The sequence below is a fragment of the Pseudomonas protegens genome (assembly GCF_013407925.2).
GTDB classification, from domain to species: domain Bacteria; phylum Pseudomonadota; class Gammaproteobacteria; order Pseudomonadales; family Pseudomonadaceae; genus Aquipseudomonas; species Aquipseudomonas fluorescens_AP.
On sequence record NZ_CP060201.1, the window covers coordinates 5,470,820 to 5,486,061 of the forward strand.

Annotated in this window: 14 protein-coding genes and 1 pseudogene; 2 read left to right on the forward strand and 13 right to left on the reverse strand. The window is 62.1% G+C overall.

Annotated features, from left to right (window positions below; translation table 11 throughout):
• Positions 1-80: 80 nt before the first annotated feature.
• Complete coding sequence (locus tag GGI48_RS25390; protein WP_179600574.1) at positions 81-272, forward strand: hypothetical protein; 192 nt, start codon at positions 81-83, stop codon at positions 270-272.
• A gap of 31 nt (positions 273-303) precedes the next feature.
• Here the strand turns inward: GGI48_RS25390 and GGI48_RS25395 are convergent, their stop codons facing one another.
• The 6 genes from GGI48_RS25395 to pvdM all read right to left on the reverse strand — a co-directional run bounded on the left by GGI48_RS25395 (position 304) and on the right by pvdM (position 9,524).
• A complete protein-coding gene (locus GGI48_RS25395; RefSeq protein ID WP_179600576.1) occupies positions 304-2,739 on the reverse strand; it encodes a TonB-dependent siderophore receptor in 2,436 nt (811 codons plus the stop codon).
• Between the two features lie 157 nt (positions 2,740-2,896).
• The gene (locus GGI48_RS25400) at positions 2,897-4,552 is read right to left on the reverse strand and encodes a cyclic peptide export ABC transporter (protein ID WP_016968395.1); all 1,656 of its coding nucleotides are present in this window, start codon (positions 4,550-4,552) and stop codon (positions 2,897-2,899) included.
• A 312-nt stretch (positions 4,553-4,864) separates the two neighbouring features.
• On the reverse strand, positions 4,865-5,884 hold the full coding sequence (locus GGI48_RS25405; RefSeq protein ID WP_179600578.1) for a GNAT family N-acetyltransferase: 1,020 nt from the start codon (positions 5,882-5,884) through the stop codon (positions 4,865-4,867).
• A 32-nt stretch (positions 5,885-5,916) separates the two neighbouring features.
• A complete protein-coding gene (locus GGI48_RS25410; RefSeq protein ID WP_179600580.1) occupies positions 5,917-6,807 on the reverse strand; it encodes a formylglycine-generating enzyme family protein in 891 nt (296 codons plus the stop codon).
• 47 nt (positions 6,808-6,854) lie between these two features.
• The gene (locus GGI48_RS25415) at positions 6,855-8,141 is read right to left on the reverse strand and encodes an aminotransferase class V-fold PLP-dependent enzyme (protein ID WP_016968392.1); all 1,287 of its coding nucleotides are present in this window, start codon (positions 8,139-8,141) and stop codon (positions 6,855-6,857) included.
• A gap of 33 nt (positions 8,142-8,174) precedes the next feature.
• Positions 8,175-9,524, reverse strand: a complete 1,350-nt coding sequence (gene pvdM, locus GGI48_RS25420) for a pyoverdine-tailoring dipeptidase-like protein PvdM (protein WP_179600582.1) — start codon at positions 9,522-9,524, stop codon at positions 8,175-8,177.
• Positions 9,525-9,697: 173 nt separating this feature from the next.
• Here pvdM and GGI48_RS25425 point away from each other — a divergent pair, with 173 nt between their 5' ends.
• Positions 9,698-11,329, forward strand: a complete 1,632-nt coding sequence (locus tag GGI48_RS25425; protein ID WP_179600584.1) for a PvdJ/PvdD/PvdP-like protein — start codon at positions 9,698-9,700, stop codon at positions 11,327-11,329.
• Between the two features lie 52 nt (positions 11,330-11,381).
• Here the strand turns inward: GGI48_RS25425 and GGI48_RS25430 are convergent, their stop codons facing one another.
• From GGI48_RS25430 to GGI48_RS25460, 7 genes and pseudogenes are all read right to left on the reverse strand, one after another.
• Positions 11,382-11,819, reverse strand: coding sequence for an SMI1/KNR4 family protein (locus GGI48_RS25430; protein ID WP_179600587.1), 438 nt, complete (start codon positions 11,817-11,819; stop codon positions 11,382-11,384).
• A 28-nt stretch (positions 11,820-11,847) separates the two neighbouring features.
• Positions 11,848-12,147 carry a DUF3349 domain-containing protein gene (locus tag GGI48_RS25435; RefSeq protein ID WP_179600589.1) on the reverse strand — a complete coding sequence of 100 codons (300 nt, stop codon included), beginning with the start codon at positions 12,145-12,147 and terminating at the stop codon, positions 11,848-11,850.
• A gap of 117 nt (positions 12,148-12,264) precedes the next feature.
• Positions 12,265-12,408 (reverse strand): annotated as a pseudogene (locus GGI48_RS25440) (hypothetical protein); the annotation flags it as partial.
• 14 nt (positions 12,409-12,422) lie between these two features.
• Positions 12,423-13,358: a DUF6708 domain-containing protein gene (locus GGI48_RS25445; RefSeq protein WP_179600591.1), complete on the reverse strand. Its 936-nt coding sequence runs from the start codon at positions 13,356-13,358 to the stop codon at positions 12,423-12,425.
• Positions 13,355-14,311, reverse strand: coding sequence for a DUF6708 domain-containing protein (locus GGI48_RS25450; RefSeq protein ID WP_179600593.1), 957 nt, complete (start codon positions 14,309-14,311; stop codon positions 13,355-13,357). The genes GGI48_RS25445 and GGI48_RS25450 overlap by 4 nt, the downstream gene beginning before the upstream one ends.
• Positions 14,308-15,069, reverse strand: a complete 762-nt coding sequence (locus tag GGI48_RS25455; protein ID WP_179600595.1) for a hypothetical protein — start codon at positions 15,067-15,069, stop codon at positions 14,308-14,310. Before GGI48_RS25455 ends, GGI48_RS25450 begins: the two co-directional genes overlap by 4 nt.
• The gene (locus tag GGI48_RS25460; RefSeq protein WP_179600597.1) at positions 15,066-15,227 is read right to left on the reverse strand and encodes a hypothetical protein; all 162 of its coding nucleotides are present in this window, start codon (positions 15,225-15,227) and stop codon (positions 15,066-15,068) included. Before GGI48_RS25460 ends, GGI48_RS25455 begins: the two co-directional genes overlap by 4 nt.
• Positions 15,228-15,242: the final 15 nt, after the last annotated feature.

Consider the following 15,242-nt stretch of genomic DNA (forward strand, 5'->3'; position numbering starts at 1 on the left):
ATCAAAATCAAGAGCGAGACGGCGGCCTTGCGGCCGGCCTGAAGATGGAGCGGTGTGCACCGCCCCATGTAGGAGCTGGCTTGCCAGCGAAGGCGTCCGGCCAGGCGCTGCATGTCTCACGGGCCTCTTCGCCGGCAAGCCGGCTCCTACGAAAATCCAATGCCAATGCCAATGCCAATGCCAATGCCAATGCCAATGCCAATGCCGAAGACGAAGGGCGAAACATCAGGTCGATGCTGGCGCTGCGGGCAAAAAAATCCCCGCCGCGGTGACCGGGGCGGGGAGGGGTTCAACCAAGGGGAATCAGAAGCTGTATTTGACGTTGAACATGACGTTGCGCGGGTCGCCGTAGTAGATCGAGTTGTAGGTGCCGATTCCGCTGTAGTAGGTCCGGTCGAAGACGTTGTTCAGGTTGACCGTGGCCTTGAGGTTCTGGTTGAAGTCATAGCTGCTCATCAGGCCCACCACGGCGTAGCTGGCACGGGTGAACTTGTGGCTGGGCAGCGGGTTGTCGTCCGCATCGGTGAAGGTGTCGTCGACGAAGGAGGTCGCGCTCTGCCATTGCATGTTGCCGCCCACGGTGACTTTGTTCAGTTCGCCAGGCAGGCGGTAGGTGGTGGCGACCTTGAACAGGTGCTGTGGCTGAGTGGTGGCTACGCGCTTGTTCTTGGCATCGTAGGATTCCTGGTAGACGTAGCCGGCGTTGACGTTCCAGTCCGGCAGCACTTCACCGGCCATTTCCAGTTCGATGCCGTTGGTGGTGGCGCCCTTGATCGCGCGCATGGCCTCGAAGCCGTCAACGCCTATGACGCCGGTATTCTCGCCAAGGTTGTCCTGCTTGAGCTGGAACAGCGCCAGGCTGGCGTTCAGGCGACGGTCGAAGTATTCACCCTTGATCCCCACTTCGTAGCTCTGCCCGGTCAGCGGCTCCAGGGGCTTGCCGTTTACGTCGAGGCTGTAGGGCTGCGGCTTGAAGATGTCGGTGTAGCTGGCATAGACCGTGTGGTAGTCGTCCAGGTCATAGGTGACGCCGGCATAGGGAATCACTTCCCCGGAGTTGGTGGAGGCGATCCGCGGCCACTGCTTCACGGCGGTGACCCGATCGATCTGCCAGTCGTAGTCGGTGACCCGGGCACCGAGTATGAAGTTCAGGGCGTCGGTGGGCTTGAGGATCACCGCCGCGTAGGAGACTTTCTGGGTGCTCTTCACGTCGAAGGTCGACCACCACTCCCAGTCGGTCGGGTAGGGCATGCTGTTGTTCCAGTTCAGCACGTCGTCGATGACTTTGGTGGTGGTGCCGTCGATACGCTTGGAACGGGTAGTGGCATGGGAATAGTTGTAGCCCAGCACCATTTCGTGGGTGCGTCCAAACAGCGAGAACGGGCCCTTGGCATAGGCGTCGAGGGACTTCTCGTCGCTGTCGGAGCCGAAGTTGGCCACGCCACCGTTCGGCGTCAGGTAACCGTATTCCTGGCTGTTGTCGAGATTGACGTGCTTGCTGGACATGCCGGCGATGATTTCCCGCGAGGTGTACTTGCGCGCATTGACCGTCGCCTTGAAGGTCCAGTCGTTGTCGAACTGGTGATCGAGGCCGACAAAGGCGTGCTGGGTTTCCTGGTTGCGGTAGGCGAACTTGTCCGCCGGGTTGGTGGAACGGGAAAACTTGATCCGATCACCGTTAGTGTAGAACGCCGGCAAGCTGGTGTTGGTCGTGGCGTCGTTGTTGTTGTTCTGGAAGTCGTAGCCGACGCTGAGGGTGGTGGAATCGCTCAGGTCGCCTTCGAGAATGCCGTAGAAGACGTTCTGTTCACCTTTCTGGTAGTCGATGAAGCTGTTGCGCTTGCCGGTCCCGGCCACCATCCGTCCGCGTATCGCACCGCCTTCCACCAGCGGGCCGGAGACGTCCACTTCGCTGGTGTAGCGATCCCATGAGCCGGCGCCGGCGGCGACGTGGCCCTGGAATTCCCGGGTCGGGCGCTTGCGCACCATGTTGATCACCCCGGACGGATAGCCGATGCCGTTGACCAGGCCGGTGGCGCCCTTGAGCACTTCGATGCGGTCGTAGATCAGGGTGTTGCCGATGCTGTAGTTGTCGCGGATGTTGCCGCCGTCGGTGCCCAGGCTGGGAATGCCGTCGTACTGGAAGTTCTGGATTTCAAAGCCCCGCGAGTAATACACGTAGCCTTCGGAGCTCTCGCGGTTGACCGTGATCCCGGGGGTTTGCTGCATGACGTGCGCCAGTTCGGTCAACCCTTGGTCATCCATCTGCTGGCGGGTGATGACGCTCACCGACTGCGGCGTTTCACGCAGGGACAGGTCCATGCGAGTGGCCGAGTTGCTTTGCCCGGTGGTGTAGGAACCGGTCCCCTCGGTGGTGCTCCCCAGCTCCTGAGTGGAAATGTTCATGGTCCCCAGCTCCACAGCCCCACTGCTCTGCGCCAGGGTCACGGTGTTGCCTTGGCGCTGATAACTCACCCCGGTCCCGCGCAGCAGTTGCGACAGGGCCTGGTCGGGCTGCAACGAGCCCTTGATCGCCGTGCTGCGCTTGCCCTGGACGCTGTCCTGGTTGTAGAGCACTTGCAGGTCGGCTTGCTGGCCGAATGCCTGCAAGGCGCTGCCTAGGGACTGCGCAGGAATATCGAAATGGGCTTGCTGGGCCTGTACCTGGGCGGCACAAGGCAGCGCCAATACGGCCCCAAGCAGATAGGGACGCAAGCTCGGCCGCAGCGCATGGCGCATGAGCAGAGCTGTTTTCAGGGGGGTGAGTCCTAGAGGTGCTGGCATGTTCATTTGCTCTTATAAAACGGCAATGGGAATTCGTTCTAAATGCTAATGTTTCTCAAACTTGTTATGAGACGTTCGACTTGCCGAAAACCGGAAAGCCGCTACGAAAAAATCAGGCCGGTTCGAGTTCGCAACTGACCTTGCCCGCCTCCATGCGCACCAACTGGTCGGCGATGTCGAAATAGCGATCGTCGTGGGAGATGACGATGATGGTCTTGCCCAGGCGTTTGAGGTCCGGCAGCAGCTCGGTGTAGAAAATCCGCCGGAAGGTCGGGTCCTGGTCGGCGGCCCATTCGTCGAACACCAGCACCGGGCGTTCCTCGATCCAGGCGTTGATCAGCGCCAGGCGCTTGCGTTGCCCCGTGGACAGATCGGTGGTGCTGAAGGCCCCGTCGCGGATGCTCACCTTGTGTCCGATCTCCAGGCGCCGCAGGTACTGTTCGGCATCCGCGGGCAGTTGTTCGCCGCCCTGGACCAGGTCGTCGAACAGGTAGTAGTCGGCAAAGATGGTGGTGAACAGTTGCCGATAGTCGTCGCGGGTCTGGGCGGTGACCGCTTGGCCGTTGAGGCGGATCTCGCCTTCCTGGGGTCGGTACAGGCCCAGTAGCAGCTTGATCAGGGTGGTCTTGCCGCAGCCGTTCTCGCCAACGATGAAGACGATGTCGCCCTGCTTGATCCGCAGGTTCACCGGGCCCAGGGCAAAGGGCGCGCTGCCTTCCACGGCCGGGAAGGCGTAGCGCACATCGCGCAGTTCCAGGCTTTGCACCGCCTGCGGTTGGGTCGAGGTGTCGCTGAGCAGCAGGTGCGGTTCGGGCGATGAGAAGCGCTCGGACAACTCGGCGATGCGGCGGAAGGCCACCTGGGCGCGGCTGACAATCGGCAGGTTGCCGATCAGCAATTCCAGGGGGCCCTTCATGTACAGCAGCACCAGGACGAAACCGCTCATCACCGCGCGGTCGTTGTCGGGCCAGAAGGACTGCAGGGCCAGGGCCAGGCCGATGACCACGAAAAACAGCATGGAGCCGAAGGTCTTGGCGACGATGAAAATGTTCACCGACTCGATCTGTTTGTTGCAGATGTGCTCGGCGCTGTGCTTGATCCGCTGGTTGAACATGCGGTTGCGGCGCGGCCGGTGGATGCGCAGTTCCTTGGCGCCGTCGGCAATCGCGTTGTAGTGCTTTTGCAGGTTGTCCTCTTCATCCCGGGCGTCCATGAAGCCCTTGATGCCCTTGGTCTGGGCGACGAACTGCACGCTGCAGCCAATCACGATGGCCACCAGCATCAAGAGGAACATCGGCCAGGAGAGCAGGGCCAGGTAACCCAGGCAGCCCAGGGTCACGGTCAGGGAAATGGCCAGTGGCGCGAAGGCGAAGGCGAAGTCGCTGATGGTGTCGATGTCGTGGGTCAGGACCGGGATCAGGCGATGGCTGCGATAGCGTTCGATCTGCTCGATAGGGGCGCTGAGGACTTTTTCCCCCAGGTCTTTGCGCAGCTTGCTGATGATGTGCTGGCCGACGTAGTTGCTGCCAATGTCCGACAGGATCGAACACAGCAGCGCCAGCAGGCACAGCCCGGCGAAGCTCAGGACCACGCCACGGCTGAGGCCGTCGGCGCCGTTCAGGGCCTGGTTGATGGTGGCCAGCAGGACGGTGATGCTCAGGCCGCCGATGATGCCCAGCACGATCGAGACGGCCACGGTGGGCCAGAACGGTTTGAGCAGGCCCAGCAGGTCACGGATGGCGCTGCGGCTACGCGGAGGGCTGTTCATGATGACTCCTGGTTCAAGCGCGGATAGGGGCGGGTGAGGGGCGATTTGCGTTGGGGCATGGGGGCCGGGGTGCAGCCGTCGGGTTCATCTGGGGCGTTTCCTCTGCAATGGATCGAGATACGGGCAATGTTCCGCGGCGCGCCGCGCCGTCCGCTTCAATGCCGGGCTTGAGCCGGCCGTCGCGCTCGGGCCAGTGCCGGGTTCAAGACCGTTGCACAGAAGACGAAGTGAGGCAGGGGGGATTTAGCGCGGGCCTCGCGTCGGGTCGGGTGCCGGCCGCCGCCTGAGGGCGGCAGCGACCGGTGGATCAGCTCACAGTGGCCGATCAAAGAAGAACTCGCGTTCCAGGCGCAGCAGGGCGGCTTTCTTGTGGGCCAGCTGGATGTCCTTCAAGTGACCGAAGCCCTGGGACTTGAGGAAGTCGATCTGCCGGTCATGGTCGATGCGCGGTTCGCCAAGGATGCGCTGGGTGCGCGGGTCATCCAGAAACATGTAGTGCATCAGCGAATTGAACCAGCCCTTGAGCTTGCCGATGCCCTGGTGCTTGCTCTCGCCCACCACCACGTGCCAGCCGCGGTCATGGTCCTGCACGTCGTAGTAGGGGGCGATGCGGTCTTCCTTGCACCAGTAGACTTCGAAGTAGGCGAAAGGCTCGTCGTCGTAGCAGCCGATCAATGGGTGCACCCGCGGGTCGGCGAGCATGTCCTGCAGGTAGGCGGCGTGCTCGTCGAGGCTGCCGGCCTGCTCCCAGAAGAACGCCACCTGTTCCAGGTTCATCCAGCGGTTGAAGGCTTGCAGGTCGCGATCCGGGTCGATGGTGCGCAGGCTGAACTCGGTGTTCAGCCCCGGCAGGCGGCGACGGTACACCTCGCCCTGGGGCAGTGGCGGGCGTTGCGGGTGACGTTTCTCGCCGCTGAACTGGTAGAAGGGCGCGGTGTGGGCACTGGCCGGAGCACTGAGCCAGGGCAGCGGGTGCTGCCAGAAGGTGCTGCGTCGGCACTGTAGCTCCACCTGGTGGGCGTCGGCGGCGAGCAGGGTATCGAAGATCCCCAGGCGAATGGCCGAGACTGCAAAGTCGCGGCTGGCTCGCAGGCGAACCCGCACCTGGGCGGACTTCTTCCGGTAGCAGAAGTGCCCGCCCAGCACCGCCAGCAGCGCGCTGGCGGGGTAGTTGGGCGGCACTTCGCCGAGGATCTCGATCAGCTCGCCATCGCTGCGAAAGTTCAGCGCTGCGAAGCCCTCGGTGTGCAGGCTGCCCTGGTTCTCTTCGGCGTCATGCATGCTGGCGGTGGAACCGTCGCTCAGCGATAGGGTGAACAGTGGGGCTTTCATGGTGTGTCTCCGTCAGGCGATGAGGGGGAAGGTCAAAGGTCGCGGGCAACCCGGAACCCCAGCCAGTCACCACGATCGGTGGGGTAGATGTTGTTGCGGTTGCCTGAGCGGGAAAAAATCGGCGCTTCGGTCCAGTCGTTGCCGCGCATCTGCAGGACGCTGCAGTTGGGCTCGGTCCAGGCGCTGCCGTCGGTGGGGGCGCCGACATAGTTTTCATGCCAGCAGTCGGGGGTGAACTCGTAGACATTTCCGTGCATGTCGTAGACGCCGAAGGCGTTGGCGGGGAAGGAACCGGCGGGCGAGGTGAAGCTGAAGCCGTCTTCCGGGCCGTAGGTGTTGGCGTGCTTGGCGATGCTGTACTCCTTGCCCTCGTCGAAAGGGAAGGGGAAGGGGCCGGTGCTGCCGGCGCGGGCCGCGTATTCGCGCATGGCTTCGCTGACGATGTAGTAATGCTGGCCGGTGCGCTTGGACAGCCAGGCGGTGTAGGCCTGGGCTTCGTTGAAGTCCATGCACACCGCCGGTTGGCGCGGGCCGACTGCGTAGCGCGGCTTGCCGGCCTTGCATTCGCGGCCGGGGCGGGTGTCGCCGTCGGGCATCTGGTAGCCGGTTTCCTTCAGGTAGGTGGCCCATTCGCCGGCCAGGACCTGGAAGCGCCCGATGGCGAACGGCTTGGCGAAGGTCACTTCATGCATCGGACCTTCATCCTCCTGGCGGCCAACCTCGTCGGCGGGGGTGCCCATGGTGAAGGTGCCGGCGGGCAGCACCACCATTTCCGGACAGTCCTTGCAATCCTTGAACACCTTGCCCGGCTGGGGCGCGGCGGCGGCCTGGGCGGCGCCCGGCAGGAACAGGCTCAGCAGCAGGGCCAGGGAGAGGCTGGCCAGGGGCGGGCGGAGGGCGGTGCTCAGTGAATGCTGTTTCATCATGACTCTCTTTTCAAAGGTGACGCAGGGCGCAAGGAGGGGCGGCTTCAGACCTTTTTGCGCAGCAGGTCCATGAAGCGATCGATCTGTTGTTCGTTGTTGAGCAGGCCGGGGGCGGTACGGATCACCGGGCCGACATCGCGGTCCACGGCATCGACCACCACCCGATTGGCCATCAGGTAGGCGGCGACCTTGTCGCAGTCCTGATGCTTGACCCGGAAGAAGGTGAAACCCGCCGACAGCTCGGGGCTCAGGGGCGTGACCAGCTCCACTTGGGGCAGTGCCTGCAGGCGTTGCTTGAGGTAGCTGTTGAGGGCGTGGATGCGCGCCTGGACCTGGGCCTTGCCCAACTGCAAATGCAGCTTGAAGGCCTCATCCAGGGCCCAGCGGTGTTCAAAGGCGTGGTAGCCGCCAGGGGTCATGCTGGTGCCGAAATTGTTGTCCTCGGAAAAGGTCGGCACGCTGGGGGTCAGGTCCTTGAGCTCCTCGGAACGGGCGCAGATGATCCCGGTGCCGCGAGGGCCGAACATCCACTTGTGGGTGCCGGAAATGAAGTAGTCGCAGTGCATGTCGGGGAAGTCCAGGTTATCCACGCCAAACCCGTGGACCCCGTCCACCACATAGATGATCCGGTCTTTGTCATCGCGGTTGCGGTTGAACTCGTCCACCAGCTGGCCGATCTCGCCGATCGGCAGTTTCACGCCACTGCCCGACTGCACCCAGGTCATGCCCAGGACTCGGGTATTGGGGCGGATGCCGCGCTTGATCGAGTCGAGGATTTCATCTTTGGACACCCGGTGCGGGTCCTTGAACAGGCTGATCTTGCGCACCTGGGTGCCTTGCTTGCGCACCCGGTATTCCAGGCTGTACTCGGTGGCGTAGTGTTCGTGCACCGTGGTCAGGATTTCCTGATCGGGCCGCACGTGAAGGCCGCCATAGATCATCGCCAGGCCTTCGCTGGTGCTGCCGGTGAGGGCGATCTGCCCGGGCTTGGCGTGCAGGTAGCGGCCCGCCCATTGACGCACCTCGGCCTCGCGTTTCCAGGGTTCCTGCAGGTCCCAGTCCATGGCCAGCCCGGGGTTGCGGTCGATGTTGGCGCGATGCCGTTCGATGGCTTCACGCACAGGCCTTGGGTGCGAGGTCACCAGGAAGTTGGAGAAGTGCAGGTAGTTCGGATCCTGGTCGAACAGCAGGCGCAATTGCGCCCATTTGTCGTCGGGGATGGGGCTCGGGGTGCTGGCGCCGGAGCCGGATGCGGCCAGGGCACTGGCGCCCAGAGGCAGGCTGGCGGCCAGAATGCCGGCCTGTTTGAGAAATGTACGGCGATCGGTCATGGGCTCAGTTCACTGGTTGGCAAAAGGGGAGCATCAACGGTTGGCCATAGGCTTGGCGGACTGCTGCACCTGTGCCCAGACCCGCAGGAAATTACCGCCCCAGAGCTTGGCGATGTCCGCTTCGCTGTAGCCGCGCTGCAGCAGTTCGGCGGTGACGTTGCGGCCCTCGCTGACATCCTTCCAGCCGTCCAGGCCGCCGCCGTCGTTGAAGTCCGAACTGATGCCGACGTGGTCGATGCCGATCTTCTTCACGGCGTAATCGATGGCGTCGCCGAAGTCCTTGAGGGTGGCCTTGGGTTCCGCTTCGACAATGCCGTACAGCTCGCCGGCGTATTCGCCGAAACGCTGTTCGGGCCATACGGTGATGATGGCGTCGCCGGGCATCAGGGCCATTTCCAATCCGGTCAAGGGTTGCAGGTCGAACCGCGCGCGCAGGGCGTTGAGCTTGTCCCGGGTCGCTTGGCTCAGGGGCCGCAGGTAGGTGGGGAAGCCGACGATCTGCACCACGCCGCCGCTGTCCTTGATCAGTTGCATTTCCTTGTCGCTGAGGTTGCGCGGGATATCCACCAGGGCCCGAGGGGCTGAGTGGGAAGCGACGAAGGGCGCGCGGCTGAGCTGGCTGACCTGCTCCAGGGCCTTGGTCGACATCTGCGAGACATCGATGATCACCCCCAGGTCGTTGAGCCGCCGCACTGCTTGTTGACCCAGTTCGGACAAGCCGCCGAGGGCGTCCGGGGTGTCGTTGAAGAACGGCAGCGGGCGCGAAGAGTCGGACCAGGCGTTGTTGCCCACGTAGCTGAAACCGAACATGCGCATGCCCCGGGCCGCCCAGTGATCGAGCTGGTCGAGATCGGTGCCCAGGGGGTAGGCGTTGAGCATGCTGAGGAACACCGCGAACTTGCCTTCGCCGTTGAGGCGGCGGAAGTCGTCCGGGGTATAGGCAATGCCCACTTGGTTGGGGAAGTCGCGGACCATGCCGGTGAGGATCTTGTAGCGCGCTTCCTGCTCGTTGCGCGCGGCGTCGACAAAGCCCGCCGTGGGGCGATGGGGGGCATTGGGCCCGTTCCAGATTTCCGGCCAGCCAAAGATCGTCAGGGCTGCGCCGGACAGGCGTCCGCGCCCGGCCTTGGCCAGGTCGAACTGGCCGCTGCCGTCCTTGTCGGCCTCATTGCCGGCGCTGCCGAAATCCAGGGGCACGGTGATGTGGCTGTCGAAGGAAAGGATGCGTTCCTGCAGTTCTTCGGCCTGTTTCATCACCTTGACCGGGTAGCCGGGGTTGTCCCTGAACCAGTAGTCCCAGGCCAGGAAACCGGCGCCGGCGCCAATCGCCAGGGCCAGCGGCAGGCCGATGTAAAGAGCCTTCTTCGAACGTGGTTTTGTCATTGCCATCTCAGTCGGGTTCGCCGTCAAGGTGCAGGCACGGGGGCCTTTGCTATCTGGGAGGAACGAGCGACGGTTGGGGAAATTTAACCGGCCTTGCAGGGCGGTAAATTTCCTTGGGCAACAAACGTCCTAGCTTGGATAAGGCCTGCATCAGGGCTGACACAGGTAGGGCAATGACGATTTCTCGACGAGGGTTCATGGCGGGCTTGGCGCTGACGGGCGCAGCCGTGCCGGCGGCGTTTTATGTGCATCGCGAGTTGACGCGTGAGGAAGAGTTTCCCGTTACCCCGGGCGAAGCCACGGTGGACCTGGCGGACACTGCCGGGCAACGCCTGGCGGACCAGTTGCGGGGCATCTGGAGCATTCGCTTCGAAGGTGCCGATGCCGGGCTCGATGGCTTGGGGCGCCAGGACTTGGAAGTGTTTCTCGACATCGCCCAGCGCGGGCGCGGCCTGCGCGGTTACCTGGATACCGCCGAGGGCCTGCGCGGCGCCGCCGAGCCGCGCTACCGGATCGTTGCCGACCTGGTGAGCCCGCAGCCGGGTGCAATGTACTGGCGGCTGATCCCGGCCAGCGCGGCGGATGGCGCCGCCACTTATGAATTCAAGATGAGTCTGGATGAGGTCTGGGCCGGTTTCGCCAATGCCGGCAGTGGCACCCTCAGCGGACGCGTGGAACGCCTGGACCGGCCCCTGGCACTGCCCGCCCTGGATAACCGCTTTGTCGCCACCAAGCAGATGTTTCCCGAAGCCCGCCAGCGTATTGGCTTGAACCCGACGCTGCTGGCCTGGCTGGTGTCGCCCGAGCATCGGTTGTTCCACCAGCTGTGGCACGCGACCCGGGACAAGTGGCACCGGCTATCCGAGGACAAGCGCGACGCCCTGCGCGGCATCGGCTGGCAGCCCGGCCCCCGTGGGCAGGAGCGCGATGCGCGCGGGCCAAAGAAGGACCGCAACGGCTCGGGCATCGATTTCTTCTTCATGCACCGGCACATGCTGGGCACGGCGCGTTCCATGCAGGACTTGCCATCCTGGCAGCATTTCCCCCTGCCGCAGCCGGAACTGCTGCGTGATCGCCTGGGGTTCGCCCGCTATTTCGACAACCATGACGGCGGTTCCCTGCCGCCGGCGTGGCTGGCCGATGACGATGACGACTACAGCCAGTGGGTCAGCGACATCAAGGCCGGCGAGACCTACCACAGCAACTTCCAGGTCTGGGAGTCGCAGTACCGCGACCCGCGGTACCTGGCGAAGCTGACCCTGGGCCAGTTCGGCTCGGAAATCGAACTGGGCCTGCACGACTGGCTGCACATGCGCTGGGCCTCGGTGCCGCGTGATCCTTCCAGTGGTGCGCCGGTGCCCATGGCCCGCGATCCGGCGGATTTTTCCCCGCGCTGGTACCAGCCGGAAAACGACTTTCTCGGCGATCCGTTTTCGTCCCATGTCAGCCCGGTGTTCTGGCGTTTCCATGGCTGGATCGACGACCGCCTGGAGGACTGGTTCCGCGCCCACGAGCGTTTCCATCCCGGCGAACTCAAGCGCCTGGAAGTCAACGGCGTGCCCTGGTTCGCCCCGGGGCGCTGGGTCGAGGCCGGCGATCCCTGGCTGGGGCCGGTGACCCACGGTTGCAGCACCACCCCCGGATTGCAGACCGGCAAGACCGTGGAGATGGACCCGGAAACCATGAAGCTGGCCCTGCGCATCACCTTTATCGAGGATGAAAAGCAGCTGGCGGATCTGCTGCGCAAGGTGCCGCGCCGGCCCTGGTATGCGCGGCATTTGAAGGTCAGGCAGCGGCTGCTGTAGCGGCGCCGGACTGATTGTGAACTTCGAATCTGGAGGTCGTTGCTAGGGGTGTTCAAATCGAAAGGGCCACCTCGGCCAGGAAGCTGAACAGTTCTGGGTATCCAGTCTGCTGCCATGCCTGGGTTTCATGATCGAAGAAGCACACCTCTGCCAGGCAGTGGTTATTTTCAATCCGGAAGCCGTAGAAGTCGCCGCAGCCGTTATCTGAGAACAACAGGTGGCACTGGCCAATCAGTGGGTGTTGTCGATTGATTCTGGCCAGGTTGAAATCGCTGTCTCTGTCCAGTGAGTAGACGATTGCGAAGGCAAAGTAGCCGCCCCCATATTTCTGCAGGAACTGGCTGTACTCGACAGGAAGTTGCAGCGCCAAGTCATTTTGAGCCTCGGTGATGTCCTCCTCGGTGGCGGCGCTGTCCGAAGGGAACTCAAACCAGATCGGATTGAGACTCTTCTTGGCATCCAGCAGTTGTTCAAATTCACTGAAGTTCATTGTCCTGGTCTTCTTGAGGGGCGAGGCATCAGGTGTCGGCCAGTGTTTCAGACGCTCCGTGATGGTTCAGGAGCCGAGTTAGCGCTGCTATCTCCTGAGCTTTCGGTTTCTTGCTGGTCACGGCCTCGTAGATCTCGTTGAGGACCAGATCCGGATCCTTGTGGGTGAGCTGTGAGATGACATTCGCCAGGTTTCGATCTGACAGATGTTCATATAGCGCTGCCAGAAGAGGGCGGTAATCGGTTGGGCTGACTCCGTTCGGGAATGCTCTTTTCAGCATCGACAGTACGTCTGCCAGGGAGGCGTCCAGCTCGGTTCCGAGGGGCATGGTGGGGGCGTTGCTCGCGTCTGTGGGTGGTCGGACGATTCTAGGTCATCAGGGTCCTGGCCGTCGCTGCGACGATGGCCAGTGGTGATGCCGCCGGCCATGCGAGCCTTTGGTGATTCATTGATTCCAGCCGCCACCCAGGGCCTTGTACAGGGCAATGCTGGACTGCAGCCGTGACAGCCGCAGTTGCACGTTCTGATCCTGGGCGGCGTACAGGGTGCGCTGGGTTTCCAGCACCGTCAGCAGGTCTTCGGCGCCGGCCTAGTGGGAAGCCGTCATGAGCTTGTCGCGCTTTCTTGCAGCGCCTGTTCTTGTCGGGCGATAGCCTGCTCCAACTCAGCAGAGCGGCGGGCCCATTGTTCGGGCGGCAGTGGTTTGGACCATTCGATGATGGCCGGATTGATCAGATCAGGGGGTGGCATAAGCTTCTTTTCTTGCAAGTAAAAGCCCAGCGGCGCGCCCAAGAAAACGCTGAAGAAAACATCCTTGAACGCTGCTTTGAAATCCCCCTTGAGCAATGACTTCAACGCATCCCACAGAATGCTGATTGTCCAGCCGAGCAGCCCTTTTCCTGTACTTTCCCCTTCGAAATTACATTTCGGAACAGCTTCTGGCCCGATCTCCATATAACTGCGCATGCATTCCCACAAACTCATGGCTGTTTCCCCGCCGCCACAGCTGAACCCCAGGCTGAAGTCGCGTTCCTTTTCCGGAGCGTCGGGATCGGGGTTACGAAAGCCCACCACCAGCAGCCCTTGAGTGGTTTTGCCGTGTTGTCCAACAGAGGATGTAGCCACGGCCTGGGCGGTGACTTGTTCCCACGGCACGATCCAGTAACGGCCGTCGGCAAAGGGCACACAGACTTCGCGGCGTTGGCGGTTGAAGCGTAGAGGTAGAGGGACGGGGCGGCTCAACATGTAACTCAGCAACAACAGCGGGACGCCACAAAAGCACATGAAGCCGTACCAGTACGCAATATCGAACTCCTGAAAATTGATGGAAGGCATGATCCAGATGAAGATCAATATCACTGGCCAGAGCACCATCACGAACGAGCCAATGCTGTAAGAGCCGATATCCAGAAAGACATCGTTCTTGCGCCAGATGGTGTTGAGCACATCTTTCGGTGGCTCTCCGGTGGGGATCGCTGGCGGCGCCAGGTAATCCTCTCTTGAGAGGAAACCTCGGCGGCGTGGTGTGGGAGTTGTCATGAGTTGACCGTGCCTTCTTGCAGCGCCTGTTCTTGTCGGTCGATAGCCTGCTCCAGCTCAGCAGAGCGGCGAGCCCATTGCTCGGGCGGCAGTGGTTTGGACCATTCGATGATCGCGGGGTCAGTCAGATCAGGAGGAGGAGTAAGCTTCCAAGCCTGAACCATCATGATCAGCGGAGTGCCAAAAATAAAAATGGAGACGAAAAACCAAAGAGCTTGGCCAAACTCCTTAGCGAGCAGGTGATCGCGAATCTCCGTCACGAATCCCCACAACGAGCCCCAGAAAACCCCCTTTTTTCCAAGCTTTCCCCTCAAGTCCTCCAGATCACCATCACGCGGGACTGCATCCGGCCCGATCTCCATATAACTGCGCATGCATTCCCACAAACTCATAGCTGTTTCCCCGCCGCCACAGCTGAACCCCAGGCTGAAGTCGCGTTCCTTTTCCGGAGCGTCGGGATCGGGATTGCGAAAGCCCACCACCAGCAGCCCTTGAGTGGTTTTGCCGTGTTGTCCAACAGAGGATGTAGCCACGGCCTGGGCGGTGACTTGTTCCCAGGGCACGATCCAGTAACGACCGTCGGCAAAGGGCACACAGACTTCGCGGCGTTGGCGGTTGAAGCGGACAGGTAGAGGGACCGATTTGGTCAGGCCATATAGAAGGATGAGGATCGGAATACCGAGCATGAACGAGAAAATAATAGTCAGTCCTAGGTTTTCTCCTCCAGCTCCCCCCATGTTCCACAGTATTAATAGCGCTGTTAACACTGATGGCCAGAGCACCATCACGAACGAGCCAATGCTGTAAGAGCCGATATCCAGAAATACATCGTTCTTGCGCCAGATGGTGTTGAGCACATCCTTGGGTGATTGACCGGTGGGGATGGCCGGTGGTGCCAGATAGTCCTCTCTTGAAAGAAAACCTTGTCGGCCACGTGGTGTGCTTGAAGTCATGCCCGTTCCTTGGGATCCAGATAGTTGAGAGGCTGGCCGGCGCCCAGCCGGTAAATAGCGGCGCGATCCAGCTCTGGAGTCGGTTCGCCAGGACGCAAGGTGATGATTTCACCGTCCGGACTCAATAGCCCGCCATTGGGTGCCAGCACATAGGCCATGCCCTTTGGGCCGCCGATGGTTGCACCGCCCCCAGCCAGCAAGGCCATGGGGTTGTGATAGCGGATGCGCAAGGAGAGGCGGGTCAGGGATCGTGGAAAGCTGGCCGTCAGACGCAACCCCTGACCTTCATCGGCAGGAATCCATTGGCATTTGCTGGCCCGCAACCAGTCTGCTCCCAGGTCGATCGATGTGCCTTGGGTGCCGGTGTTGAAGTGGGCCGTGTAAGGAGTGGGGTTGCCGCTCATGGCCAGATCGACTTCCGTCGACTCGGGAGCCGCGCCGGGCAGGTCGATGGTGAGCCGGGAGATGCCGTCCTGGGTAATGGTGTCGCCCAACGCGCCGCTGATTCTGACTTGGCGCGTTTCCATCTCCAGGCGAGGCTGGTATAGCAAGGTAAACAGCAGGTTGAGTTCATTGAGTTGGGTTTGCGGATCGATACTTTGGTTGGTTGGTTGGTTGGTTGGTTGGTTGCGGCTCGGCGATGGCTCCAGCAGCACCAGCTTCTGGCTCTCGGGGTGATCCTTGCCGATCACCTGGACGATCAGTTTGCCGGCTTCGCAGGCTGGGCCCGGGCTCAGGCTACCGATGGAGGCGCTCATGTCAGTGACTCCTTGTCTTGCCAATGCCGACGTAACAGTTCCAGGCGGTCCTCATCGCTGGTGTGTGAAGCCAGACGCGGCAGGTCGTGGTGGGCATAGCGCAGCCGCAGGTCGAGAAAACGCTGCAGTTCCTCGGCCTGGACGAAGCCCAGATCCATGCCCTGCTCCAGGTA

What these genes read in the sequence shown, in the direction of transcription:
- GGI48_RS25395 (WP_179600576.1), bottom strand. Translation starts at nt 2,739, where the DNA reads ATGCGCCATGCGCTGCGGCCGAGCTTGCGTCCCTATCTGCTTGGGGCC.
- GGI48_RS25400 (WP_016968395.1), bottom strand. Translation starts at nt 4,552, where the DNA reads ATGAACAGCCCTCCGCGTAGCCGCAGCGCCATCCGTGACCTGCTGGGC.
- GGI48_RS25405 (WP_179600578.1), bottom strand. Translation starts at nt 5,884, where the DNA reads ATGAAAGCCCCACTGTTCACCCTATCGCTGAGCGACGGTTCCACCGCC.
- GGI48_RS25410 (WP_179600580.1), bottom strand. Translation starts at nt 6,807, where the DNA reads ATGAAACAGCATTCACTGAGCACCGCCCTCCGCCCGCCCCTGGCCAGC.
- GGI48_RS25415 (WP_016968392.1), bottom strand. Translation starts at nt 8,141, where the DNA reads ATGACCGATCGCCGTACATTTCTCAAACAGGCCGGCATTCTGGCCGCC.
- pvdM (WP_179600582.1), bottom strand. Translation starts at nt 9,524, where the DNA reads ATGACAAAACCACGTTCGAAGAAGGCTCTTTACATCGGCCTGCCGCTG.
- GGI48_RS25425 (WP_179600584.1), top strand. Translation starts at nt 9,698, where the DNA reads ATGACGATTTCTCGACGAGGGTTCATGGCGGGCTTGGCGCTGACGGGC.
- GGI48_RS25430 (WP_179600587.1), bottom strand. Translation starts at nt 11,819, where the DNA reads ATGAACTTCAGTGAATTTGAACAACTGCTGGATGCCAAGAAGAGTCTC.
- GGI48_RS25435 (WP_179600589.1), bottom strand. Translation starts at nt 12,147, where the DNA reads ATGCCCCTCGGAACCGAGCTGGACGCCTCCCTGGCAGACGTACTGTCG.
- GGI48_RS25445 (WP_179600591.1), bottom strand. Translation starts at nt 13,358, where the DNA reads ATGACAACTCCCACACCACGCCGCCGAGGTTTCCTCTCAAGAGAGGAT.
- GGI48_RS25450 (WP_179600593.1), bottom strand. Translation starts at nt 14,311, where the DNA reads ATGACTTCAAGCACACCACGTGGCCGACAAGGTTTTCTTTCAAGAGAG.
- GGI48_RS25455 (WP_179600595.1), bottom strand. Translation starts at nt 15,069, where the DNA reads ATGAGCGCCTCCATCGGTAGCCTGAGCCCGGGCCCAGCCTGCGAAGCC.
- GGI48_RS25460 (WP_179600597.1), bottom strand. Translation starts at nt 15,227, where the DNA reads ATGGATCTGGGCTTCGTCCAGGCCGAGGAACTGCAGCGTTTTCTCGAC.